At 67.5% G+C, this 23,863-nt stretch carries 21 protein-coding genes and 1 pseudogene; 21 read left to right on the top strand and 1 reads right to left on the bottom strand.

The window, feature by feature from the left end:
- From AC1D2L_RS04070 to AC1D2L_RS03970, 21 genes and pseudogenes are all read left to right on the top strand, one after another.
- Positions 1-336 (top strand): phage head closure protein, encoded by a 336-nt coding sequence (locus tag AC1D2L_RS04070; RefSeq protein ID WP_476844522.1) that lies wholly within the window; start codon positions 1-3, stop codon positions 334-336.
- Positions 333-743, top strand: coding sequence for a DUF3168 domain-containing protein (locus AC1D2L_RS04065; RefSeq protein ID WP_476844521.1), 411 nt, complete (start codon positions 333-335; stop codon positions 741-743). The genes AC1D2L_RS04070 and AC1D2L_RS04065 overlap by 4 nt, the downstream gene beginning before the upstream one ends.
- Positions 744-766: 23 nt before the next feature.
- A complete protein-coding gene (locus AC1D2L_RS04060) occupies positions 767-1,177 on the top strand; it encodes a phage major tail protein, TP901-1 family (RefSeq protein WP_476844520.1) in 411 nt (136 codons plus the stop codon).
- 10 nt (positions 1,178-1,187) lie between these two features.
- Positions 1,188-1,544 (top strand): gene transfer agent family protein, encoded by a 357-nt coding sequence (locus tag AC1D2L_RS04055; protein WP_476844519.1) that lies wholly within the window; start codon positions 1,188-1,190, stop codon positions 1,542-1,544.
- Positions 1,541-1,747, top strand: a complete 207-nt coding sequence (locus AC1D2L_RS04050) for a phage tail assembly chaperone (RefSeq protein ID WP_476844670.1) — start codon at positions 1,541-1,543, stop codon at positions 1,745-1,747. The genes AC1D2L_RS04055 and AC1D2L_RS04050 overlap by 4 nt, the downstream gene beginning before the upstream one ends.
- Positions 1,748-1,977: 230 nt before the next feature.
- Entirely contained in the window at positions 1,978-2,571 is a 594-nt protein-coding gene (locus AC1D2L_RS04045; protein WP_476844518.1) for a phage tail tape measure protein, read from the top strand.
- A 16-nt stretch (positions 2,572-2,587) separates the two neighbouring features.
- Positions 2,588-3,228: pseudogene (locus AC1D2L_RS04040) on the top strand (phage distal tail protein, Rcc01695 family).
- A 9-nt stretch (positions 3,229-3,237) separates the two neighbouring features.
- The gene (locus AC1D2L_RS04035; RefSeq protein WP_476844517.1) at positions 3,238-4,119 is read left to right on the top strand and encodes a DUF2163 domain-containing protein; all 882 of its coding nucleotides are present in this window, start codon (positions 3,238-3,240) and stop codon (positions 4,117-4,119) included.
- Complete coding sequence (locus AC1D2L_RS04030; protein WP_476844516.1) at positions 4,116-4,556, top strand: C40 family peptidase; 441 nt, start codon at positions 4,116-4,118, stop codon at positions 4,554-4,556. Before AC1D2L_RS04035 ends, AC1D2L_RS04030 begins: the two co-directional genes overlap by 4 nt.
- Complete coding sequence (locus AC1D2L_RS04025; protein ID WP_476844515.1) at positions 4,556-8,476, top strand: baseplate multidomain protein megatron; 3,921 nt, start codon at positions 4,556-4,558, stop codon at positions 8,474-8,476. The genes AC1D2L_RS04030 and AC1D2L_RS04025 overlap by 1 nt, the downstream gene beginning before the upstream one ends.
- A gap of 100 nt (positions 8,477-8,576) precedes the next feature.
- Positions 8,577-8,855, top strand: coding sequence for a PepSY domain-containing protein (locus tag AC1D2L_RS04020; protein WP_476844514.1), 279 nt, complete (start codon positions 8,577-8,579; stop codon positions 8,853-8,855).
- A 60-nt stretch (positions 8,856-8,915) separates the two neighbouring features.
- Positions 8,916-9,584, top strand: a complete 669-nt coding sequence (locus AC1D2L_RS04015) for a response regulator transcription factor (protein ID WP_476844513.1) — start codon at positions 8,916-8,918, stop codon at positions 9,582-9,584.
- Positions 9,585-9,593: 9 nt separating this feature from the next.
- A complete protein-coding gene (locus AC1D2L_RS04010; RefSeq protein WP_476844512.1) occupies positions 9,594-10,970 on the top strand; it encodes a sensor histidine kinase in 1,377 nt (458 codons plus the stop codon).
- A gap of 56 nt (positions 10,971-11,026) precedes the next feature.
- Positions 11,027-12,157, top strand: coding sequence for a c-type cytochrome biogenesis protein CcmI (gene ccmI / locus AC1D2L_RS04005; protein ID WP_476844511.1), 1,131 nt, complete (start codon positions 11,027-11,029; stop codon positions 12,155-12,157).
- A 41-nt stretch (positions 12,158-12,198) separates the two neighbouring features.
- Positions 12,199-12,666 (top strand): cytochrome c maturation protein CcmE, encoded by a 468-nt coding sequence (gene ccmE, locus AC1D2L_RS04000; RefSeq protein WP_476844669.1) that lies wholly within the window; start codon positions 12,199-12,201, stop codon positions 12,664-12,666.
- A 7-nt stretch (positions 12,667-12,673) separates the two neighbouring features.
- Positions 12,674-14,656, top strand: coding sequence for a heme lyase CcmF/NrfE family subunit (locus tag AC1D2L_RS03995; protein ID WP_476844510.1), 1,983 nt, complete (start codon positions 12,674-12,676; stop codon positions 14,654-14,656).
- On the top strand, positions 14,653-15,132 hold the full coding sequence (locus AC1D2L_RS03990) for a cytochrome c-type biogenesis protein (protein ID WP_476844509.1): 480 nt from the start codon (positions 14,653-14,655) through the stop codon (positions 15,130-15,132). The genes AC1D2L_RS03995 and AC1D2L_RS03990 overlap by 4 nt, the downstream gene beginning before the upstream one ends.
- A 127-nt stretch (positions 15,133-15,259) precedes the next feature.
- Entirely contained in the window at positions 15,260-16,450 is a 1,191-nt protein-coding gene (locus AC1D2L_RS03985) for a trypsin-like peptidase domain-containing protein (protein ID WP_476844508.1), read from the top strand.
- A gap of 118 nt (positions 16,451-16,568) precedes the next feature.
- Entirely contained in the window at positions 16,569-17,249 is a 681-nt protein-coding gene (locus AC1D2L_RS03980) for a winged helix-turn-helix domain-containing protein (protein ID WP_476844507.1), read from the top strand.
- Positions 17,236-18,741, top strand: coding sequence for a HAMP domain-containing sensor histidine kinase (locus AC1D2L_RS03975; protein ID WP_476844506.1), 1,506 nt, complete (start codon positions 17,236-17,238; stop codon positions 18,739-18,741). Before AC1D2L_RS03980 ends, AC1D2L_RS03975 begins: the two co-directional genes overlap by 14 nt.
- Before the next feature lie 16 nt (positions 18,742-18,757).
- A complete protein-coding gene (locus AC1D2L_RS03970; protein ID WP_476844505.1) occupies positions 18,758-21,715 on the top strand; it encodes a bifunctional [glutamine synthetase] adenylyltransferase/[glutamine synthetase]-adenylyl-L-tyrosine phosphorylase in 2,958 nt (985 codons plus the stop codon).
- A 3-nt stretch (positions 21,716-21,718) separates the two neighbouring features.
- Here AC1D2L_RS03970 and AC1D2L_RS03965 read toward each other — a convergent pair whose 3' ends face one another.
- Complete coding sequence (locus tag AC1D2L_RS03965) at positions 21,719-23,830, bottom strand: PAS domain-containing sensor histidine kinase (protein ID WP_476844504.1); 2,112 nt, start codon at positions 23,828-23,830, stop codon at positions 21,719-21,721.
- Positions 23,831-23,863 lie beyond the last annotated feature (33 nt).

Here is a 23,863-nt window from a genome sequence, read left to right as displayed (position 1 = left end):
ATGGCGGATCGTGACCACGGCATCGGCGCGCTGCGCCGTCGCCTCGTCCTCGAGGCGCCCGTCGCGACGCCCGACGGGCTCGGCGGCGCCACCCAGGCATTCGAAACGACTGCCGCCGTCTGGGCGCAGATCGAATGGCTTTCCGGCGGCGAGCGCTGGCGGATGGGCCGCGCGGAGCAGTACGCGACGCATCGCATCACGATGCGCCGGCGGGATGGCGTCGACGCCGGCCAGCGCCTGCTCGACGGAACCCGCGTCTTCGACATCAGGGCGGTCGCCGATCCCGATGGCGGCCGTCGACGGATGACCTGCCTGGTCGAGGAGATCACGCCATGAGCGACGCAACGCTTGCCCTGCGCGCTGCGATCCAGACGCATCTCGCAACCCATGCCGGGCTGACCGCCGCGATCGGCGCTGACCGGATCTTCGACGAAGCCCCGCGCGCCGCCAGCGGTGTCTATGTCGTGCACGGCGATGTCGAGGCGCAGGACTGGTCGACCGGCAGCGATACGGGCTGCGAGCAGGATCTCGGCCTTGTGGTCTGGGCCGGGCAGAGCAGTTCGGCGCGCCAGGCGCTCGAAGCTGCAGCCATCATCACGGACGCGCTCCACGACGCAGAGCTCGAGCTCGACGGCCACCGCCTGATCAATCTCCGCTGGCGCGCGAGCCGTCTGGCGCGTGACGCCCGCAATGGCCTGGCCTTCGTCACCATCCGCCTGCGCGCGGTCACCGAAGCCATCTGATTTCAAGCCAAGGGGAGACGCCGATGTCGGCACAGAAGGGCAAGGACCTGCTGCTCAAGGCGGCTGACGCCGAGGGTGCTTTCGTTACCGTCGCAGGGCTTCGCGCCCGCCAGATCGCGTTCAATGCGGAGGCGGTCGACGTGACCCACGCGGAGTCGGCCGGCCGCTGGCGCGAATTGCTCGCGGGGGCCGGTGTCCGGCGCGCCAGCATCAGCGGCGCCGGCATCTTCAAGGACGCCAGCTCGGACGCGCTGGTGCGCCAGATCTTCTTCGACGGCGCAATCCGCAACTGGCAGGTCATCGTACCCGATTTCGGCACCATCGCCGGGCCGTTCCAGCTGTCGAGCCTCGAATATCGCGGTGACCACGCGGCCGAGGTCACCTTCGATCTCTCGCTGGAATCGGCCGGCGCGCTCAGTTTTACCGCGCTGTAAGGGGGCTGGTATGGTCAATCGCTACCGGGGCGAGACGCCTCTTCTGGTCGATGGCGAGACATTGCCGATGCGCTTGACGCTTGGTGCGCTGGCCGAGCTCGAGGACGCCTTTCAGGTCGACAGCCTGCCGGCGCTCGGCGAGCGTTTCGCGCAAGGCAGGCTCTCGGCGCGCGACGTCACCCGCATCCTGACGGCAGGCTTGCGCGGAGCCGGCAGCAGCGTCAGCGTCGAGCATGTCGCCGGGCTGGCCTTCGATGGCGGCCTCAATGGCGCGATTGCGGCAGCGATCCGCCTGCTCGACGCCACCTTCGGCGAAGGCAATGGAGGGGCGGAACCGCCGCGCCCTCCGCAGCCGCCGGAAGCCTGACGCCGCCGGCGGCACCACCACCGTTCCCCTGGCGCGAGGTGATGAGCTTTGGGCTCGGCCGCCTTGGCTGGCCGCCAGACGTGTTCTGGAGCGCCACGCCGCGCGAGGTCGCGGCGGCCCTTCAGGCTCACCGGAAGCCAGGCGCCATTGCTCCCGGACGTGACGCGCTTGCGCAGCTGATGGCGGCGCATCCCGACAGCTGAAGGCGCAGCCCAACCAGTCCGCATCGTAGGACGTGCGGCATCCGTCATTGCGAGGAGCGCAAGCGACGAAGCAATCCAGGCTGGCGCCCTCGACCGTCTGGATTGCTTCGCTTCGCTCGCAATGACGACCCGCCTGATCACTCCCAGCCATTGCCATCCTTCGAGACGACGCTGCGCCTCGCCTCAGGATGAGGGCTCTCTCCACCACCCAAGCCAAAGGCTGTAACCACATGGAAGATGACGACCTGATTTCCTCGGCGCGGCTCTCCGACATGCGCGCCTTGAACTCCCTGACTCAAGATCTCAGCAAGACGTCGGAAAGCTTTGGAAGATCGATCACAAACGCGTTCTCAAGAGGCATCGTCGAGGGCAAGCGCTTTGAGGATGTGCTGCGCAATGTCGGCAAGGCGATGACCTCGAGCCTTCTCAAGACTGCGCTCAATCCGCTGCAGACGGGCCTCTCCGGTCTGCTCTCCAGCAGCGTCAAGGGGCTGAGCGGACTGTTCAGTGGCGGCCTCGGACTGGGTGGCGGGGCGAGCGTGCCGGTTGCGCCCTTCGCCGATGGCGGTGTCGTTGCCTCGCCATCCTATTTTCCGCTCGGGCGGGGACTTGGCCTGATGGGCGAGAGGGGCGCGGAGGCGATCATGCCGCTCGCGCGCGGACCCGATGGCAGGCTCGGCATCCGCAGCGGTGGGGCGAGCAGCAGGCCGCTCAGCGTCGTCGTCCAGGTCTCGACGCCCGATGCCGACAGTTTCCGCCGCTCCGAGGCGCAGGTCTCCGCCGCGATCGCGCGGGCCGTGGCGCGCGGCAGCCGCGCGCTGTGACGAGAGGAGCCACGCGATGACAGATTTTCACGATGTCCGGTTTCCCTTTGACATCGCGCGCGGCGCACGCGGTGGTCCCGAGCGCCTGACGCAGATCGTCACGCTGGCTTCGGGCCGCGAGGTCCGCAACAGCCGCTGGGCGCATTCGCGACGGCGCTACGATGCGGGCTTCGGCATCCGCACGCTTGATGCGCTGGCGGAAACGGTCGCCTTTTTCGAGGAGCGGCGCGGCCGGCTTTACGGCTTCCGCTGGCGCGATCGCTTGGACTGGAAGAGCTGTGTGCCCTCGCAGGCGCCGGCGGCGACCGACCAGACCATCGGCACCGGCGATGGCGTGAGACGCAGCTTCCAGCTCAGCAAGACCTATGGCACCGGCTCGCCGACTACAGGCGCCCGATCACAAAACCCTGGGCCGATGAGGTGCTCGTCGCCGTCGATGGCGTGGTTCAGGAGCAACCGCTCGCGGTCAGCTGCGATGCCGCCACCGGCACGCTCACCTTCGCGATCGGCCATGAGCCCGCCGACGGCGCGAGCATCACCGCCGGCTTCCTCTTCGACGTGCCGGTGCGCTTCGACATCGACGCCATCGAGGTCGATTTCTCGGCCTTCGAGGCCGGCGAGATCCCAAAGATTCCGATCATCGAGATCATGACCTGAGGCATTCCCATGCGCGAGATTCCTGAAGGCCTGGCTGCGCATCTGCAGCAGGAGGCGACGACCCTGTGCCGCTGCTGGAGCCTGACCCGGCGTGACGGCGAGGTGCTCGGCTTCACGGACCATGATCGCCCGCTCGCCTTCGACGAGATCAATTTCGCCGCGGTGACGGGGCTTGAAGCTGCCGAATCCGCCAGCGAACTCGGGTTTGCGATTGGCGGTGGTGAGGTCGCCGGAGCCTTTGCCGCGACCGGCCTCAACGAGGCGGATCTGGCGCGCGGGCTCTATGACGATGCGCGCGTTTCGGTCTGGCTGGTGAACTGGGCCGATGTCGAGCAGCGCCTGCTGCTGGAGACCGGCTTCGTCGGCGAGATCAAGCGCGGCGATGCCGCCTTCACCGCCGAGGTTAGGGGGCTGGCAAAGGCCTTCGACGAGGAGCGCGGCCGGCTCTATCTGCGCGCCTGCTCGGCCGATCTCGGCGATGCCCGCTGCGGCGTCACCGCCGTGCCGGTCGAAGGTGTTGTCGCAAGCAGTGACGGCCGCATCGGCCTGACCGCGCCGTGCCTGGGCAGCTACCCGGACGGGCATTTCACCGGCGGCCGCATCGTCTTCACCAGTGGTGGCAATGTCGGCTTCGCGACCGAGATCAAGCGTCACGCCGCCCGCGACAGCGAGGTCGCGTTCCAGCTCTGGCAGGCCGCGCCGCAGCCGATCGAGCCCGGCGACGCCTTCACGCTCACGCCCGGCTGCAACAAGAGTTTCGCCACCTGCCGCGCGAAATTCGCCAATGGCGTCAACTTCCGCGGCTTTCCCCACATCCCCGGCAACGATTTCATCGTCGGTGGCGTCAGGCCGGGCGACGGCCAGCTCGATGGCGGGAGCCTGTTTCGATGAGCGGCGCGACGCGTGCCGACATCGTGACCGCTGCCCGGGATTGGCTCGGCACGCCCTATCATCATCAGGCCTCGCTGCGAGGCGTCGGCTGTGACTGTCTCGGTCTGGTGCGGGGCATCTGGCGCGAGCTCTACGGGCCCGAGCCGGAGGCTGCGCCGCCCTATTCGCCGGCCTGGGCGGAGAGCCTGCGCGAGGAGGCGCTCGCCGCCGCCGGGCTGCGCCATCTGCGCCCGGTGGCACTGGGCGCCGAGCAGCCGGGCGATGTCCTTCTGTTCAGGTGGCGGGCGCATCTGCCGGCCAAGCATTGCGCCATTCTCGGCACGCCGAAAACGATCATCCACGCCCATGACGGTGCGGCGGTCAGAGAGGTCGCCTTAACGCCCTGGTGGCGCCGGCATCTCAGCCACGTGTTCTCGTTTCCGGAGGTTATCGGCTGATGGCGACGCTTCTTCTCCAGGTCGCGGGCGCGGCGCTCGGCACGGCGCTGGGCGGCCCCGTGGGCGGCATGATCGGTCAGGCGCTCGGCGGTATCGCCGGCAGCCAGATCGACGGCGCGCTCCTCAACACCGGCGGCGGCACAAAGATTGTCGAGGGGCCGCGCCTGACCGAGATCAACGGACTGGCCTCGACCGAAGGCGCCGCGATCCCCAGGGTCTATGGGCGCGCACGCCTGGGTGGACAGTTGATCTGGGCGACGCGGTTCGAAGAGGAGGTCGCGGTCAATGTCACCCGCACCAAGAGCGGCGGCAAGGGCGGCAAGGCGCAGAAGACCTACGAGACCACCTACAACTACTACGCCAATCTCGCGATCGGGCTCTGCGAGGGGCCGATCAGCTTCATCCGCCGGATCTGGGTCGACGGACGTGAACTCGATGTCGCGACTGTTCAGATGCGCGTCCATCTCGGCGGCGAGGACCAGGAGGCCGATCCGCTGATCGCGGCCAAGGAAGCGGGCGAGGCGCCCGCTTATCGCGGCCTGGCCTATGTCGTCTTCGAGCGCTTCGGGCTGGCCGAATACGGTAACCGCGTGCCGCAATTCTCCTTCGAGGTCGTGCGCGCGGTCGACGGTTTGCGCCAGATGGTGCGGGCCGTCACGCTGATCCCCGGCGCCGGCGAGTTCGTCTACGAGGCTGATCCCGTCAGCCACGAGCCTGAGCCCGGCATCACGCAGAGCCTGACCCGCAACCAGCTTTTTGGCGATGTCGACGTCGACACGGCTCTGTTTCATCTGGTGTCGCTGTGTCCCAATTTGCGGCGGATCTCGCTGGTGGTGACGTGGTTCGGGGACGATCTGCGTGCCGGCCACTGCACGCTCTCTCCGCGCGTCGAGGTCGCGCACAAGCCGACGATCGGCGCGCAATGGTTAGTGGCGGGGCTCGACCGCGCCTCGGCCCGGACAGTGAGCCAGGTCGATGGCCGCCCCGCCTTCGGCGGCACGCCCTCCGATGCGAGCGTGATCAAGCTGATCCGCCGCCTACGCGACGAATACGGGCTCGAGGTTACGCTCTACCCTTTCATCATGATGGACATCCCCGCCGGGAACAGCCTGCCCGATCCGCATAGCGGTGAGGACGACCAGCCGGTCTATCCCTGGCGCGGTCGCATTACCGCCGATCCGGCGCGCGGGTTGCCCGATGCCGCCGACGGGACTGCGGAGGCTGCGGAGCAGGTCGGAGCGTTTCTGGGCACGGTAGCGCCCGCAGACCTTTCGGTCACCGGCGAGGCCGTGACCTGTGGCAAGCCCGATGAATGGAGCTATCGCCGCCTGGTTCTGCACTGCGCGGCGCTGGCGCAGGCTGCCGGCGGGGTCGAGGCCTTCATCATCGGCTCCGAGCTGGTCGGACTGACGCATCTGCGCGGCGAGACGCGCTACCCGATGGTCGAGGGGCTGGTCGCGCTCGCGGCCGATGTCGCGGAAATGCTTCCTGAAGCCGCGCTGACCTATGCCGCCGACTGGAGCGAATATGGTGCCGACGTCCGCGCTGCCGGCGAGGACGTGGGTTTTCCGCTCGATCCGCTCTGGGCCTGCGAGGCGATCGATGCGATCGGGATCGACTACTATCCGCCGCTCTCCGACTGGCGCGATTCCAGCGACCACCTCGATACCGCGACGGCGCGTGGCCCCACTGATCTCGCCTATCTCCGCAGCCGTCTGACAAGCGGCGAGGCCTATGACTGGTACTATGCCGATCCCGCCGGCCGCGCCGCGCAGGATCGGCTTGAGATCACCGATGGCGCCTATGGCAAGCCGTGGCTGTTCCGGCCCAAGGATCTCTGGGGCTGGTGGAGCAATCCGCATATAGAGCGCGCTGGCGGCATCGAGACGACCGCGACGGCCTTCGTGCCCGGCGCAAAGCCGATCTGGCTGACCGAGATCGGCATTCCCGCGGTGGACAAGGGCGCCAACGCGCCAAATGTGTTTCCCGATGCGCGCTCCTCGGAGGGAGGCTTTCCCTACTTTTCGAGCGGCGCCCGCGACGATCTCGTGCAGGCGCGCGGGCTGGAGGCGATCATCTCGGGCTTCGATCCGGCACGGTTGGGCTTCGAGGTCTCCCGCAATCCGGTCCACCCGGTCTCGGGCCTGCGCATGGTCGATTCCGAGCGCATCTTCGTCTGGGCCTGGGACGCTCGCCCGTTCCCGGCCTTCCCGGATGTTGGCGCAGTCTGGGCCGACGGAACCAATTTCGAGAGCGGCCATTGGCTGAACGGGCGCATCGAGGGTGCGCCGGTCGACTGGCTGGTGAGTGCGGTCCTCACCGATCTGGGTTTGTCGGCAGCTGACGAACTCGCCATCGACGGCTTCGTCGACGGCTATGTGCTGGATCGGCCAATGTCGGCAAGGCAGGCGCTGGAGCCGTTGGGACAGGCCTTCGGGTTTGACGCGACCATGAGCGGGGGGCGTCTCGGCTTCAAGGGGCGTGGCGGCAAGGTCGCCCGCCGGCTCGACCAGGACGACCTCCTGCTCGACCGCGACGCGCAACCCTTCCAGCTTCTGCGCTCGCAGGAAACCGAACTGCCGCGTGAGCTCCGCCTGGCCTTTAGCGACAGCGACAATGATTACCGAAGTGCCGCGACCCGCTCGCGCCGACTGGCCGGGGCGGCGCGCCGCGAGGTTTCTGTCGATACCGCGATCGTGACACGCATGGCCGAGGGGCAGCGTCTCGCCGACCAACGTCTGCAGGAGGTTTGGGCAGGGAGAGAGACTGTTGAACTCGACCTGTCGCCGCGATGCCTGGCCCTTGAGACGGGTGATGTCATTGCGCTGGATGTTGACGGCCATGACCGCCTTTATCGGCTGACCCGCATTGCGGATGGACCGAGCCGCCGCGCCAGCGGCCGGGCCGTGGAGCCGGCGATCTACGTGACATCGGGTGTTCGTGGCGGCGTCAGGCCCACGCCGCGTCCCGCGCCGGCATTGCCGGGCCGCCCCTATGTCATCCCGCTGGCCTTGCCCATTGTCCGGGCGCAGCCTCCACCGCTGCTGATGCTCGCCGGCTTCGCGTCGCCCTGGCCCGGTGCGCTGATGATCTGGCGGGCCGACGAGGCCGGGCAATTCGAGCCGTTACACCTGATCGAAGCGCCATCCATCGTCGGCGAAACGCTCCAGGCCCTGCCGCCCGGACCGATCTGGCGCAGCGATCGCCGCAACACGCTCGATGTCAGACTGCGCGGCGGCACTCTGTCATCCGTGACCGCTGATGCGGCGCTGGGTGGCGCCAACGCCCTGGCGTTGCTGGACGATGCCGGCGAGGTCGAGATCATCACCGCCGCGCAGGTCAAACTGATCGGTACCAGGCAGTTCCGGCTGTCGGGGCTGATCAGGGGGCTTGGGGGATCGGAGGCTGCGGCCTCCCGCTCGCTTCCTGCGGGATCGCGCGTCGTCGTGCTGGACGGTGCGGCGGTCTCGCTGACCAGCGAACTCGCTGACCTCGGCCGTGCGCGGCGTTATCGCATCGGCCCTGCGCAGCGTGACCTAGGTGATACGACCATGGTCGAGCTGGAGGCCAGCGCTGGCCAGGTGGCCCTGCTGCCACTCTCGCCTGTCCGCCCCAAGGCGCGTCGCCGCGAGGGCGGGATCGCGCTCAACTGGGTCCGCCGGACACGTATCGACGGTGATTCCTGGGACCTGCTGGAAGTGCCGCTTGGAGAGGAGACCGAGCGCTACGCTGTGACGATCCTCGATGGTGACACGCCGATCCGGCAGCTGGTTAGCACCGGACCGGACTGGGTTTATCCTGAAGGGCACGAGACGGCCGATTTCGGCTCGGCACAGTCGGAACTCGCTCTTGTGATCGCACAGCTCAGCGCAACGGTCGGTCTAGGCCATGAATGGCGTGGACGGGTGCCGGTCACCTGACTACGCTGATCATGCTCGTCTGGTATTCATGGCCCGTTCAGTCACCTGGGGTTAACTGATGTCGATGATGCCCGTCGAACCCCTCCTAGCGCTTGTTTTGATGGCGTCGCCACTCCCGGTGGTCCGCGTCGACAATCCGACGCCGATCTCTTGCCTGTCGGCCGAGGAGATGCGCGACGCGGTCAGCGAGGGGCGCGTGATCGAGCCGGTGCAGGCCTCTCGCCGTGCTCGCACCGCGGCGCCCGGGGAGGTCGTGCGCATCCGCCTCTGTCGCCAGGGCGATGACTATGTCTATGTCGTCACCACGCTGAAGCGTGATGGCCGCGTCGCCCGGGTGACGCTCGAAGGCCAATCGGGCAAGGTCGCGACGATCCGCTGAATCGTTTCCACATTCGGCCGCCTGCGCATTGCTGGCATGCCCTTCAAGGAGTGAGCCTACGTGAGACTGCTCGTCGTCGAGGACGACAAGGACCTCAACCGCCAGATCGTTTCCGCGCTTGAGAATGCCGGCTATGCCGTCGACAAGGCTTTCGACGGCGAGGAGGGGCTGTATCTCGGCGAAACCGAGCCCTACGACGCCGTCATCCTCGATCTCGGCCTGCCCAAGCTCGATGGCGTTGCCGTGCTTCAAGGCTGGCGCAAGGCCGGCAAGGCCATGCCCGTGCTGATCCTGACCGCACGCGACCGCTGGAGCGACAAGGTCTCGGGCTTCGATGCCGGCGCCGACGACTATGTCACCAAGCCCTTCCACGTCGAGGAATTGCTGGCGCGCGTACGCGCTCTGCTGCGCCGGGCGGCGGGCCATGCCACCTCCGAGCTGGTCTGCGGACCGGTGCGCCTCGATACCCGCGCCAGCCGCGTCGTCGTCGACGGCAATCCTGTCAAGCTGACCTCGCATGAGTATCGGCTCCTGGCTTATCTGATGCACCATCAGGGCCGCGTCGTCTCGCGCACAGAACTGGTCGAACACCTGTACGACCAGGATTTCGACCGCGATTCCAATACGATCGAGGTGTTCGTCGGCCGCCTGCGCAAGAAGCTCGGCGTCGAGGTCATAGAGACCGTCCGTGGCCTGGGCTACATCGCCGCCGCTCCCGAAAAAGTCTGATCCCGCGCAATGCCGTTGAAGTCGCATCGCTATTCGCTCGGCGCGCGACTTTTCCTCTCGGCGACGCTGTGCTGCGCCATCGTCTTGCTTCTGGCAGGCTTCGGACTGACGACATTCTATCGCCGCTCGGCGGAGCGCGGCTTCGACGAGCGCCTCAGCGTCTACATCAAGGAGCTCGTCGCCGATCTCGCCGCGCCGCCCGAGGCTGAACGCCAGGCGATCGGCGATCTCGGCGAGCCGCGCTTCGACCTGCCCTTGTCGGGCTGGTACTGGCAGATCATCCGCCTCGACGGCGACCGGCCGACGGTGCGCACCTCACGCTCGCTAGTCGGCGGGCAACTGCCGAAACTGCTCGACCAGAAGCTCCAGCCCAACGCGCGTGGCCTGCGCGAAAGCTATGTGTCGGGACCAGATGACCGCTCGCTGCGCGTGCTCGAGCGGGAGATCGATGTCGGCGAGGATGGCCGTTTCACCGTCGCTGTCGCTGCGCCTTCCGACGAGATCGACGGCGATATCCGCGACTTCCGCTTTGCGCTCACGCTGACCTTCGTCCTGCTCGGGCTGGCGCTCGTGGCCTCGACGCTGATCCAGGTGCGCTTCGGTCTGCGACCGCTGGTCAGGCTCGGCACGGCCGTCGGTGCGGTGCGGACCGGCGAGGCGCCTCGCATCACGGGACGGTATCCGCCCGACCTCGCACCGCTCGCCGGCGAACTCAACCAGCTCATCGATGCCAACCGCGAGATCCTCGAGCGCGCCCGCACCCAGGTCGGCAATCTCGCCCATGCGCTCAAGACGCCGCTCAGCGTGATGATGAACGAAGCCGCGACGGCGCAAGGACACCTGCCCGAGATCGTCCAGTCGCAGGCTGCGGTCATGCGAGACCAAGTTCAGTACTATCTCGATCGTGCGCGGGCCGCTGCACTTTCGGGCGCACTCGGTGGCGTCACCGAGATCGCTCCTTCGCTCGACGCACTGATCCGTACCTTCACCAAGATCTCCGGCGATCGCGCCATTGTCGGCAGCCATACCGTGCCCCCCGGACTGCGCTTCAGGGGAGAGCGCCAGGATTTCGAGGAGATGCTGGGCAATCTGCTCGACAACGCCTTCAAATGGGCCGCCTCGACCGTGAACGTCAGCGTCGCTGCGCAAGGCGATGCCGCCGAGGAGCGCTTCGCGCTGCTGATAGACGATGACGGGCCGGGCCTTCCCGACGAAGCCAAGGTCGAGGTGCTGAAGCGCGGCCGCCGGCTCGACGAGACGACACCAGGCTCGGGGCTAGGACTCTCGATCGTCGTCGATCTCGCAAAACTCTATGGCGGCGAGCTTTCGCTGGAGACCTCGCCGCTCGGTGGCCTGCGTGCGCGCCTTTCGCTTCCCTCTGTCTGACACCATCCACCACATTGCCCGCGTGACCCTTTGTCGCCATCTTGGGACATGATGTGGTGCTCGCGATTGTCTATGAACGCCTCATGCTGATCTGGATCATCTTCGCGGCTATGACCGGGGCGGCGGTTTTCGCGCTGCTCTGGCCGCTCGGGCGCGGCAATGCCGGCGCATTCGCCGATGCCGCCGATGCCAAGAGCCTATATCGCGCGCAGCTCGGCGAAATCGATCGCGATCTCTCTCGCGCGCTGATCGGCCCGCAGGAAGCCGAAGCTGCGCGGGCGGAAGCCGGCCGACGCCTGCTGCGCTCGACCGACGAAGCCACTGGACCCACTGGTGAAACCGAGGCGTCGTTGCGGCGCCGCAGGGCGAGCTCGGCGCTTGCGCTTTCCTGCGTGCCGCTGGTCGCACTCCTCGTCTATGGCGCCTATGGCTCGCCCTCCAATCCCGATCAGCCCTTGTCGGCGCGGCTGCAGGCTGATCCGTCCCAGCAGGATTTTGCCGTTTCGCTCGCGCGGATCGAGACGCATCTCGCCGCCAATCCCGGCGATGGCCGCGGCTGGTCAGTGCTGGCGCCGGTCTATCTGCGGCAGCAGCGCTATGACGATGCCGTCCGCGCTTTCGCCGCCGCGATCCGCAATGGCGAGGACAATGCCGAGATGCAGGCCGGGCTGGGCGAGGCCCAGATCCTGGCTGCTGGCGGGGTGGTCACGGGCGCCGCGCGCGAAAGCCTGGCCGAGGCGGTGAAGCGCGACGCGCAGAACGCCCGCGCCCGCTTCTTCCTGGCGATCGGGATGGAGCAGGATGGCGATGCCGTCGGCGCCGTCGTGGCGTTGCGCGCTCTGCTCAAAGATGCCCCGCGCGGCGCCAGCTGGGAGCAGGCGGTGAGCCAGCGCCTTGCGCGGCTCGAGGGCGATCAGTCCGGCCGCGCTATCGCGGCCCTTCCGGCGGGCGACCAGATGGCGGCGATCCGTGGGATGGTCGAAGGGCTCAGCCAGCGTCTGAAAGAGAGTGGCGGCAGCCTCGACGAATGGGAGCGCCTAATCCGCTCGCAATCCGTGCTCGGAAACAAGCCGGAAGCGCGCGAGGCTGTTGCGCTCGCGCGCCAGCGTCTGGCGCAGGACAACGCTGCGTTGGCGCAACTCGATGCATTGGCCGGCGAACTCGGGCTGAAGGAAACCGCCCCATGAGCATCGCAGCCCCCGCACGCCCGGTTGCGACGAAGCGCAAGATGACCCGGAAGCAGCGGCGATTGGCGCTGATCGGCGCAGCCGGCCTCGTGCTCTGTCTGGCTGCCGGTCTCGTCCTCGTGGCGATGCGCGACAGCATCGTCTTCTTCTATGGCCCGACCGAGATCGCCGAAAAGGGGATCATGCCGGGGACGCGCATGCGCATGGGCGGGCTCGTCGAGCAGGGCTCGGTCAAGAAGGGGGCGGGCCAGCGGGTCGTCTTTGCCGTGACGGACAGCAAGGCAACGATGAACGTAACCTATGAGGGCCTGTTGCCGGACCTGTTCCGCGAAGGGCAGGGCGTCGTCACCGAGGGCGTTTTCGAGGGTGGCGACCGGTTCCGGGCCGACTCCGTGCTGGCCAAGCACGACGAGACCTACATGCCGCGCGAAGTCGCCGACACCTTGAAGAAGCAGGGGCATTGGCAGGGCGATACGGCGCGCCCAGCCACGCCGACGGCTACGAAGTGAGGCGCGCGTGATCGTCGAGATTGGCCATTTCGCGCTGGCGTTGGCGCTCGGTGTCGCCGTTGTGCAGGCGCTCGTCCCGCTCTGGGGCGTCGCGCGGCAGGACAGGGCGCTGGCCTCGGTCGGGTCAAGTGCCGCTATCGCCTGCTTCCTGCTGGTGGCGCTGTCGTTCGCTGCGCTCACCGCCTCCTATGTCCGCTCGGATTTCTCCCTCGAGAACGTCGTCGCCAACTCCCATTCAGCCCAGCCCCTGATCTATCGATTGACCTCAGTCTGGGGCAATCACGAGGGCTCGATGCTGCTCTGGGTGCTGATCCTGACGCTGTTTGGCGCGCTCGTGGCGATGACGCGGCGGTCGCTGCCGGCACGGCTCAAGGCCGGCACGCTGGCGACGCAGGGCATGGTCACCGTAGCGTTCCTCGCCTTCACCCTGCTGACCTCGAACCCGTTTCGCCGGCTGGTGCCTGCGCCTGCCGAAGGGCAGGATCTGAATCCGATCCTGCAGGACCTTGGCCTCGCGATCCATCCGCCGCTGCTTTATGTCGGCTATGTCGGCTTCTCGATCACGTATGCCTTTGCGGTGGCAGCGCTGATCGACGGTCGTATCGATGCGGTCTGGGCCCGCGCCGTGCGCCCCTGGACGCTGCTCGCCTGGGTCTTCCTGACGCTCGGCATCGCCATGGGCTCCTACTGGGCCTATTACGAGCTCGGCTGGGGCGGCTGGTGGTTCTGGGACCCGGTCGAGAACGCCTCGCTGATGCCATGGCTGGCGGGCACGGCGCTGATCCATTCGACTGTGGTCATGGAGAAGCGCGACGCCCTGAAAGTCTGGACGATCCTGCTCGCGATCCTGACCTTCTCGCTCTCGCTGCTGGGCACCTTCATCGTGCGCTCCGGGGTGCTGACCTCGGTGCATTCCTTCGCCAGCGATCCGGCGCGGGGCATGTTCATCCTGGGCATCCTGATCGCCTTCGTCGGCGGCTCGCTGGCGCTCTTCGCGTGGCGTGCGCCATTGCTGCGACAGGGGGGACTGTTCGCGCCCGTCTCACGCGAGGGCGCTCTCGTCGTCAACAATGTCTTCATTGCGACGGCCTGCGCGACGGTATTCATCGGCACGCTCTATCCCCTGGTGCTCGAGATGGCGACGGGCGACAAGATCTCGGTCGGCCCGCCCTTCTTCAACGCAACCTTCGTGCCCGTGCTGGTGCCGCTTCTGCTGCTTTTGCCCGTCGGCCAGTCGCTGGCCTGGAAGCGCGGCGATCTGCTGGGCGCCGCCCAGCGCATGGCGCTTGCCTTCGGCCTCGGCATTCTCTCGGCCGTCGCCCTGTTCGCTATGACGCGTGGAGGGCCGGTGCTGGCGCCGATCGGGATCGGACTTGGCGTGTTCCTAGTGGCGGGCGCTGCCTTCGATATCGGCGAGCGCATCGTCGCACGCGCCAGCAATGCCTCGGCAATCTGGTCCCGCGCGAAGGGGCTGCCGCGCTCGGCCTGGGGCACGGCCTTGGCCCACGCCGGTGTCGGCCTCAGCGTCATTGGCATCGCCGCCGCGGCCTGGAGCAGCGAGGGCATCGGCGTGCTGAAGCCGGGCGAAAGCCTGACGAGCGGGCGCTATCGCGTCGTCCTGCAATCGATCTCGCCGCGCACCGGGCCGAACTGGCGGGCCGAGATCGCGCGCTTCCAGGTCTTCTCCGGCGAACGTGAGCTTGAGCCGGTCGAGGCCGGCAAGCGCATCTATATCGCGCGCGCCATGCCGACGACCGAGGCCGGCATCCGGACCGACGGCCTGAGCCAGGCCTATGTCAGCCTTGGAGAGCCACAGGCCGATGGCGGCATTGCCGTGCGGCTCTACGACAAGCCGCTGATCTTGCTAATCTGGATCGGCGCGGTGGTGATGGCGCTTGGCGGCGCGCTTTCGCTGACCGACCGGCGCTTCCGCCTCGCCGCCCCCAAGCGGGCCGCGACAGTTCGTCCAGCCATGCAGCCGGCGGAATGACCGCGATGGTTCACTCCGCGACCCTAGGTCTGGCCCTTGCGCTCGTCCTCTCCACGCCGACGCTGGCCGTCCAGCCCGACGAGATCCTGCCGAACGCCGCCCTGGAGCAGCGCGCACGCGAGATTTCCGGCGGGCTGCGTTGTCTCGTCTGCCAGAACCAGTCGATCGATGATTCCGACGCGCCACTGGCTAAGGATCTGCGCGTGCTGGTGCGAGAGCGCCTTGTGGCAGGCGACAGCGATGTCGCGGTGCGCGAATTCGTCGTCGCCCGCTATGGCGATTTCGTGCTGCTGCGCCCGCCGATCAACCTGCGCACGCTGGCGCTCTGGTCCGCACCCTTCCTGATCCTGCTCGCCGGGCTCGGCTTCGTCTGGCGGCGCGGGAAGCGGATGGCCAGGCCTGTAGGCCACGCTGCGGCCCTGTCGCCCGACGAGCGCAAGCGTCTCGATGCGCTGCTGCAGGACGAGCGCGGCTGAACGCCAGCGCGGAAATCCGCAACCTTACGAAAACGTCATCTGCGGGCGAAACCGACGTAACGAGCCATCAGCCATGGTCCTCATCACAGGCAGGGAACGCCCTGCCGGCGATATGAGGGTTCCGCTAATGACGACCAATTCGACTCCCAACAAGTCCATCCTGAAGCGCGGCATCATGATCGCCGGCGCCGCAACCCTGGGCATCGGCCTCGCGGCTGGCCTGGCCGATGGCGCGCTCAAGTTCGATCATCCTGCCTTCGCCCAGCCTATCCAGCTCTCCGGCGTCCAGTCGCAGCTGCCCTCCTTCGCCGACATGGTCGACAAGGTGAAGCCGGCTGTCGTCTCGGTCCGGGTCAAGCAGAAGGTCGCCGGCGATGTCGCGACCAGCGATGACCAGGGCAGCCTCGACGACCTTCCCCCCGGCCTGCGCCGCTTCTTCGAAGACCAGACTGGCCCGCAGCGTGGTCAGCGTCCTGACCGGCCGAAGGCACAGCAGGCCATGGCTCAGGGTTCGGGCTTTTTCATCAGCCAGGACGGCTATGTCGTGACCAATAACCATGTCGTCGAGAACGCGGCTTCGGTCCAGCTCGTGACGGATGACGGCAAGACGCTGGACGCGAAGGTCATCGGCACCGATCCGCGCACCGACCTCGCTTTGCTCAAGGTCACCGAGAGCGGCAGCTTCCCCTTCGTCCAGCTCGCCTCCGGCAAGCCACGTATCGGTGACTGGGTGTTGGCGGTCGGCAATCCCTTCGGCCTCGGCGGCACGGTCACGGCCGGTATCGTCTCGGCGCAGGGCCGTGATATCGGCTCGGGCCCTTATGACGACTTCCTGCAGATCGATGCGGCGGTGAACCGCGGCAATTCCGGCGGCCCGACCTTCAACCAGAAGGGCGAAGTCATCGGCGTCAACACCGCGATCTTCTCGCCCTCGGGCGGCAATGTCGGCATCGCTTTCGCCGTTCCGGCCGCGACCGTCGAGCAGGTCATCAGCCAGCTCAAGTCGGACGGCAAGGTCTCGCGCGGCTTCATCGGCGTGCAGATCCAGCCGGTCACGGCCGAGATCGCCGCGGCGATCGGTTTGAAGGAGACGCATGGCGCTCTGGTTGCGGCAGCCGAGAAGGACAGCCCCGCGGCCAAGGCCGGCATCAAGCGCGGCGACACGATCCTGGCCGTCGATGGCGAGCAGGTGAAGGACGCCCGTGACCTGTCGCGAAAGATTGCCAAGTTTGCGCCTGGCTCCAAGACCAGCATCACGGTGTTCCGCGATGGCAAGGAGCGTCAGCTCAGCTTCGAGGTCGGTCGCCAGCCCGCGTAACCGGGTCGGCTTGCCTCCCGGTAACGTCGCCCCCACCGGGACGCAAGCCTTCACAGCGGCAGGCCGGATGTGCTTATCCGGCCTGCCGTTTTTTCATTTCGTAGGCTAGAGTTCCGACATGCGACTCCTGATCGTCGAAGATGATGCCGAGGCTGCGGCCTACCTCACAAAAGCCTTTCGCGAGGCGGGCCATGTCGCCGACCACGCGGCCGATGGCCTCGAAGGCTATTCCATGGCCGAAGGCGGCGGCTACGACGTGCTCGTCGTCGATCGCATGCTGCCGCGCCTCGACGGGCTCTCGCTGATCCGTTCGCTGCGCGAGCAGAACGACACGACGCCGGCCCTAATTCTCTCGGCGCTGGCGCAGGTCGACGACCGTGTGAAGGGCCTGCGCGCCGGCGGCGACGACTACTTGCCGAAACCCTATGCGTTCTCCGAGCTGCTCGCCCGGGTCGAGGTGCTATCGCGCCGCCGGGCGGCGCCGACCTCCGAGCCGACCACCTATCGCGTCGGCGATCTCGTGCTCGATCGGCTGGCCCATCGCGTCACACGCGGCACGGACGAGATTCCGCTCCAGCCACGCGAGTTCCGGCTGCTCGAATACCTGATGAAGCATGCCGGCCAGGTCGTCACCCGCACCATGCTGCTGGAGAATGTCTGGGATTATCATTTCGACCCCCAGACCAATGTCATCGACGTGCATGTCAGCCGCCTGCGCGCCAAGATCGACAAGGGCTTCGAGCACCAGATGATCCACACCATCCGCGGCGCGGGATACATGGTCCGTGACGCGCGCTGACGCCCCGCTCTCGAGGTCGCCGGCGCGTCATTTGCTGCCGAACCTCTTCCGCACGACTGCCTTCAAGCTGACAGCTGTTTACCTCGTCATCTTCACGCTCTTCGCCGGTTTCGTCCTCGGCTATGTCGCGTGGAATGCGCGGCGCCTGCTCGACGACCAGATCCGCTCGACCATCGACGCCGAGATCCAGGGCCTCGCCGAGCAGCAGCGCATCGGCGGCATCAGGCGGCTGGTGACCATCATCGAGCGGCGCTCCCGAGCGCCCGGTGCCTCCCTCTATCTGGTGACGACGCCCATCGGGGAGCGGCTCGCTGGCAATGTCGAGGCGCTGCCAGCCGGCGCGCTCGACAAGCCCGGCGAGAGCGAGATCGAGTACTCGCGGACGAGTGAGGGCGTTGAAAAACCCAATTTCGCGCTGGTCCGGGTGTACACCCTGCCGGCCGGTTTCCGCCTGCTCGTCGGTCGCGATCTCGAGGAGCGCGAGCGGCTCGGCACCGTGATCCGGCGTGCCGCCGGCTGGTCTCTGGCGCTGGTCTTCGTGCTCGGCTGCTGCGCGAGCTGGTTCGTGGCGCGGCGCGTTCTCAAGCGCATCGACGACATGACCGACACCGCCCAGTCCATCATGGCCGGCGACCTCAAGGGCCGCCTTGCGATCTCGGGCACCGGCGACGAGCTCGACCGTCTCGCGCTCAACCTCAACGCGATGCTCGATCGCATCGGCGAGCTGATGGCGGGCATGCAACAGGTCTCGGACAACATCGCCCATGACCTCAAGACGCCGCTGACGCGCCTGCGCAATCGCGCCGAGGAAGCGCTGCGCACGGCCAAATCTCCCGAGGAGCTCAGGGCCGCGCTCGACGGCTCGATCGACGAGGCCGACAACCTGATCCGCGTCTTCAATGCGCTCCTGATGATCGCCCGGCTCGAGACTGGCCGCATCCAGGACAGCATGGATGCGCTCGATCTCTCCGAGATCGTTTCCGGACTTGCCGAGCTCTACGAGCCTCTCGCGGAGGAGGCGGGTCTTGCCCTCACCACCGATGTCGCGCCGGACCTTCAGGTACTTGGAAACCGCGAGCTGATCGGCCAGGCCCTGGCCAATCTCATCGACAACGCCTTGAAATACGGCCAGCCAGGGGAGGGCGGCCAGGCGGCGGTCCTGGTTGCCGCGCGGCGGCACGGCAACGAGATCGAATTGTCGGTGGCCGACCATGGCGCGGGTATACCGGAGGCCGATCGTGGCCGCGTCCTGGAGCGTTTCGTCAGGCTGGACCAGAGCCGCAGCAAACCCGGCTTCGGGCTCGGACTCGCGCTGGCGGCCGGCGTGGTGCGGCTGCATGGCGGCCAGCTGCGGCTCGAGGACAACATGCCGGGCCTGCGCGTGGTGATCGCACTGCCGGCAATCGAGGCAAAGCCTGTGGACATGGCGACTGCAGCCGCACCGCCGGCCTCGACAGCGCCGGCCAACCCTGCTGCCGTGGAATCCGTTTAGACGGCGGGACCATGCGATGACAGGGCGGCTTTGCGATCGATTGACGACGGCGCCGGTTCTGCCGGGCAGGGCCAAAGTCGAGCCACTGATCGCCCGCGACCTGATCGAACGCCTGCGCGACGAGGACGCCGCGCAGGTGCTGCAGGCTCATCTCGCCGCCGAGCCACGCTCGGCCGCTCTGGTTGCGGGGTTGCTGGCGCATTCGCCCTTCCTCACGCAGATCATGCGGCTCGATCCGGCCGGACTGCTCGCCTCGCTTGAGCACGAGCCGGAGGCGCGTCGCGACGCGTTGCTCTCCGAGATCACGGCGTTCGGTCGCACAGGGGCCGATACCGCGGAGTTGATGCGTGCCCTGCGCCGCTTTCGACAGGCCATGGCGCTGTTGATCGCGCTCGCCGATACCGGAGGCATCTGGGATGTCGAGACGGTGACGCAGGCGCTGACCGCCACGGCCGATGCGGCGGTACGGCTCGCCACGGACCATGCGCTGCGGCAGGCGGCGGACCTCAACCGCATCAGGCTGGGCGATCCCGACGAGCCCGGAAAGGGGTGCGGCCTTGTCGTGCTCGCCCTCGGCAAGCATGGCGCAGGTGAGCTGAACTACTCCTCCGACATCGACATCGTCGTCTTCTTCGATCCCGAGGCCGCCGAGCTTGCCGGCGTCGCCGAGCCCTCGAGCTTCTTCGTCAAGCTGACCCAGCTGATCGCACGCATCATCCAGGAGCGCACGCCAGACGGCTATGTCTTCCGTGTCGACCTGCGCCTGCGGCCCGATCCCGCCTCCACCCATGTCGCCGTCTCGCTGCCGTCGGCCTATTCCTACTACGAGACGGTGGGGCAGAACTGGGAACGCGCCGCCATGATCAAGGCGCGTCCTGTCGCCGGCGACATTGCGGTGGGCGAGCGCTTCATCAGGGATCTCGCGCCCTTCATCTGGCGCAAATATTTCGACTTCGCCGCGATCGCCGACATCCACGCGATGAAGCGCCAGATCCAGACCGTGAAGGGACACGAGACCATCGCGGTCGCCGGGCACAATGTGAAGCTCGGGCGCGGCGGCATCCGCGAGATCGAGTTCTTCGTGCAGACGCAGCAGCTCGTCTTCGGCGGTCGTCGCCCGGCATTGCGCGGACCCCGCACGCTCGACATGCTCGGCGGCCTGACCAGCGAGGGCTGGATCACCCCGCAGGCGCGCGACGAACTCACGGAATCCTATCGCTTCCTGCGCACGATCGAGCATCGCCTGCAGATGCGCCATGATGAGCAGACGCAGACCTTGCCCAAGGCGGCCGCCGACCTCGATGCCTTTGCGCGCTTCTGCGGCTATCCCTCGACTGCCGCTTTCGGCAAGGCGCTGACGGCGCATGCCCGCTGTGTCGAGGGGCACTATGCGCTGCTCTTCGAGGACGCTCCGACGCTGGCCAGCGAAGCGGGAACCTTGAGCTTCACCGGGACCGAGGCCGATCCCGATACGCTCGACACGTTGCGCAAGCTCGGCTTCCGCGATCCGCGTACCGCCACCGAGACCGTGCGCGGCTGGCATTTCGGCCGTCGTGCCGCCGTCACCAGTGCCCGCGCCCGCGAGGTGCTGACGGAGCTGACGCCGGCGCTGCTGGTCGCGCTCGGCCGCACCATCGACCCCGACGGCGCGCTTGCCCATCTCGACAATGCCTTCGTGCGCATGCCGGCCGCCGTGGAGCTTCTGACCCTGTTGCGCTCGCATGGTTCGCTGCTGACGATCTTTGCCGACATCCTCGGCAGCGCGCCGCGCTTGGCCAAGGTCGCTGCCCTCCATCCTCATGTGCTTGACGGGATCATCGACCCCGCCTTCACCAAGGCAACGCTCGATACCGACGCGCTGACGCGGCGCATTCGCTCGGTCGTCGGCAGCCCGCCGCCGAGCGTCGAGGACGGGCTCGACCGCCTGCGCGATGCGGCCCGGCAGGAGAATTTTCTCGTCGGCGCCCGGCTGCTCTCGGGGGTCTATCCGGCGCAGGATGCGGGACGGGCCTATTGCGCCGTCGCCGAGGCCTGCCTGCGTGTTGCCTTCGACGACACCCGCGCGGCCTTCGTCGGGGATCACGGCACAGTCGAGGGCGCACAGGCCGTCGTGCTCGGCCTGGGGCGCCTGGGAGCGGGAGACCTGACGCCATCCTCGGACCTTGACCTGATCATGCTCTATGATCGGCCGGACGATGCCGACGGCAGCGACGGGCGCCGCAGCCTCGACCCCGTGACCTGGCATGTCCGTTTCACCCAGCGCTTCGTCGCGGCCCTGACTGTGCCGACACGGCGCGGCACGCTCTATCAGGTCGACATGCGGCTGCGGCCTTCAGGCAGCAAGAGCCCGGTCGCGACGCAGTTCTCCGGCTTCGAGGCGTATCATGCCGGCGAGGCCGAGATCTGGGAGGAGATGGCGCTGACCCGGGCGCGTATCGTCGCCGGGGACGCCGAACTGGCGGGCCGGGTCGAAGCGGCGATCACGAAGATCCTGCGGCGCGAGCGCGATCCCGCCAAGGTTGCGACAGCCGTGCTCGAAATGCGCCGCCTGATCGCCAAGGAAAAGGGCGAGACGGACCCCGGCGACCTCAAGCTCGTCGCCGGAGGGCTCACCGACCTCGATTTCCTGGCGCAATTCCTGCTGATCGCCCATGCCGCGCGCCATCCTGAGCTGATCGCGCCCGACACGGCCGCTGTGCTGGAAGCGGCGGGGGAGGTCGGGCTGCTGTCGAGCAGCGATGCCGCCTATCTGACCCAGGCCTACCGCCTGATCGGCGATGTCCAGCTCTGGCGGCGCTTCACCGTGGAGGAGACGCCCGATGGTGGGGTCGTACCGCCACGCGTCCTGCGGCGGATCGCGACGGCGGTCGGCCGTCCGGATGCGAAGGTCCTCAAGGCCGAGATGGACGAGACGCGGGCCGGTGTCCGCAAGCTCTTTGAGACGATTTTGACAGCCGCTATCCGGCGCAAGTGACGATCAGGCAGCCCGCGCTGTCACCCGGCCGCCCCCGCCGTCGAGTGGCAGGTGCACCATGACGATCGTTCCCGAGCCGATCGCCGAGCGCAGGCGCAGCGAGCCGCCATGGAGTTCGGCCAGCGAGCGGGCGATGGCCAGGCCCAGCCCCGAGCCCTTGTAGCTACGGATCAGGTCGCCCTCGACCTGCTCGAACGGCCGGCCGATCCTCTCTAGCTTTTCCTTGGGGATCCCGATGCCGGTATCCTCGATGTAGATGTTGAGCGCACCGTGGACCTGGCGCAGGCGCACCGCCACCTTGCCGTGCTCCGGCGTGAACTTGACGGCGTTGTCGAGGAGGTTGCCGAGGATCTGATAGAGCGCGTGCGGGTCGGCCTCGAGCTGCAGGCTGCGCGGACCCTCGACGCTGAATTCGATCTGCTTGCGCTCGATCTCCTCGTGGCGCTGGGCCACCGCCTCGTCGATCACGAGGCCGATCGTGACCTCCGACTTCTCGAGCCTCATCTTGCCGGATTCGATGCGTGACATGTCGAGGATGTCGTTGATCACGCTCAGGAGGTAGCCGCCGCTCGAGCGGATGTCGCGGACATAGTCGAGATAGCGGTCGCAGCCGAGATTGCCGAACAGCCCGTTCTCCATGATCTCCGAGAAGCCGATGATGGCGTTGAGCGGCGTGCGCAGCTCATGGCTCATATTGGCGAGGAATTCGGACTTGGCGCGGTTGGCGCTCTCGGCGGCGGCCTTCTGCTCGAGATAGCGTTCGGCGAGGTCGGCGAGCTGCTGGGCCTGGGCTTCCAGCTTCTGGCGCGAGGCTTTGAGGTCGGTGACGTGCATCAGGAGCTGATGCTCCGACTGCGTCAGGCGCTCTTCCTGCTGCTTCAGCTTGGTGATGTCGGTGCCGACGGAGACCGAGCCGCCATCCTTGGTGCGGCGTCCGTTGATCTGGAGCCAGCGGCCATCCGACAGGCGGGCCTCGTAGGACGAGGCGCCGGCGACGCCGCGCATGGTGCGCACCGGCTCGCGGTCGATGTTCGGCTGCGCGCTCAGCGCCATGACGGCTTCGTGGTCGGCGCCCATCTGGATGGCGTCGTTGGGCAGCTGGTGAAGCTGCTGGTATTTTGCGTTGCACAGCACCAGGCGGTTGTCCTGGTCCCAGAGTACGAAGGCTTCCGAGATCGCCTCGACGGCGTCGCGCAGGCGGGCGTCGGCGGTGGCTGTGCGCTCGGCCATGCGGCGCTGCTCGGAGATGTCGACGACGATGCCGACGAGATGCTTGGCATGGGTGCGGCGGTCGGTGACAAGTTCGGCGCGCGCCTTCAGCCAGACCCAGTTGCCGTCGACGTCACGGACGCGGAATTCCTGGTCGAGATGGCTGGCCTCTCCCCGGCTGATCGCATCGGCCAGCGCATAGAGATCGACATCGTCGGGATGGATGAAGCCGCTGACCTCGCCGAAGGACATGTAGTCGCCGGTGCGGCCGTAGCCGAGCATGGCGTACATTGAGTCCGACCAGTAGATCCGGCCGCGCGCCAGATCCCAGTCCCACAGGCCGCAATGGCCGCGATTCAGCGCGGTGTCGATGCGATCGCGCACGCAGTCGCAATCCTCGTCGGCAGCCCGCGCCCGGCGAGATTGCAGGAGGAAAGCCACCGTGATCGCAGCGAGGACGAAGCCGGCGGCGCTGAACAGCACGACCAGAGCGCCGCGCCGCGCATGCCACACGGCAAGGGCGCGCGAGACCGGCTGGAGGACCGCGACCTGCCCGAGGGGCGCAGCCAGGTTGCGCACCGAGGCGAAGACTTCCGGGCCGCCGGGCAGGGTGATGCGCATGACGCCGGCACGGTCACCGAACACGGTGAGAGGCTGGCTCTGCCCGAGGAAGTCGACAAGGGTGCGTGCAGTCTGGCCGATGACGGGTTCGCTGGCGATGACCTTGCCGTCGGCGCCGCTGACATGGACGACGCGGCCATGGGGGGCGAGGTGGCGCGCGGTCAGCGTCGCAAGAACAGCCTCGGGCGACGTTTCGAGACGCGTAGCAATGTCGAGCTCTCGCGCGATCAGGGCCGAGACGAGATCCATGTCGTTCGAGGCATCGATCAGGGTGTCCTGGCGCATATTCGAGGTCTGAACCGTCGCACCTGTCGCGAG

The sequence above is a fragment of the Allobosea sp. P1_B10 genome (assembly GCF_056406735.1).
This window is presented reverse-complemented; position numbering and strand designations above follow the sequence as displayed.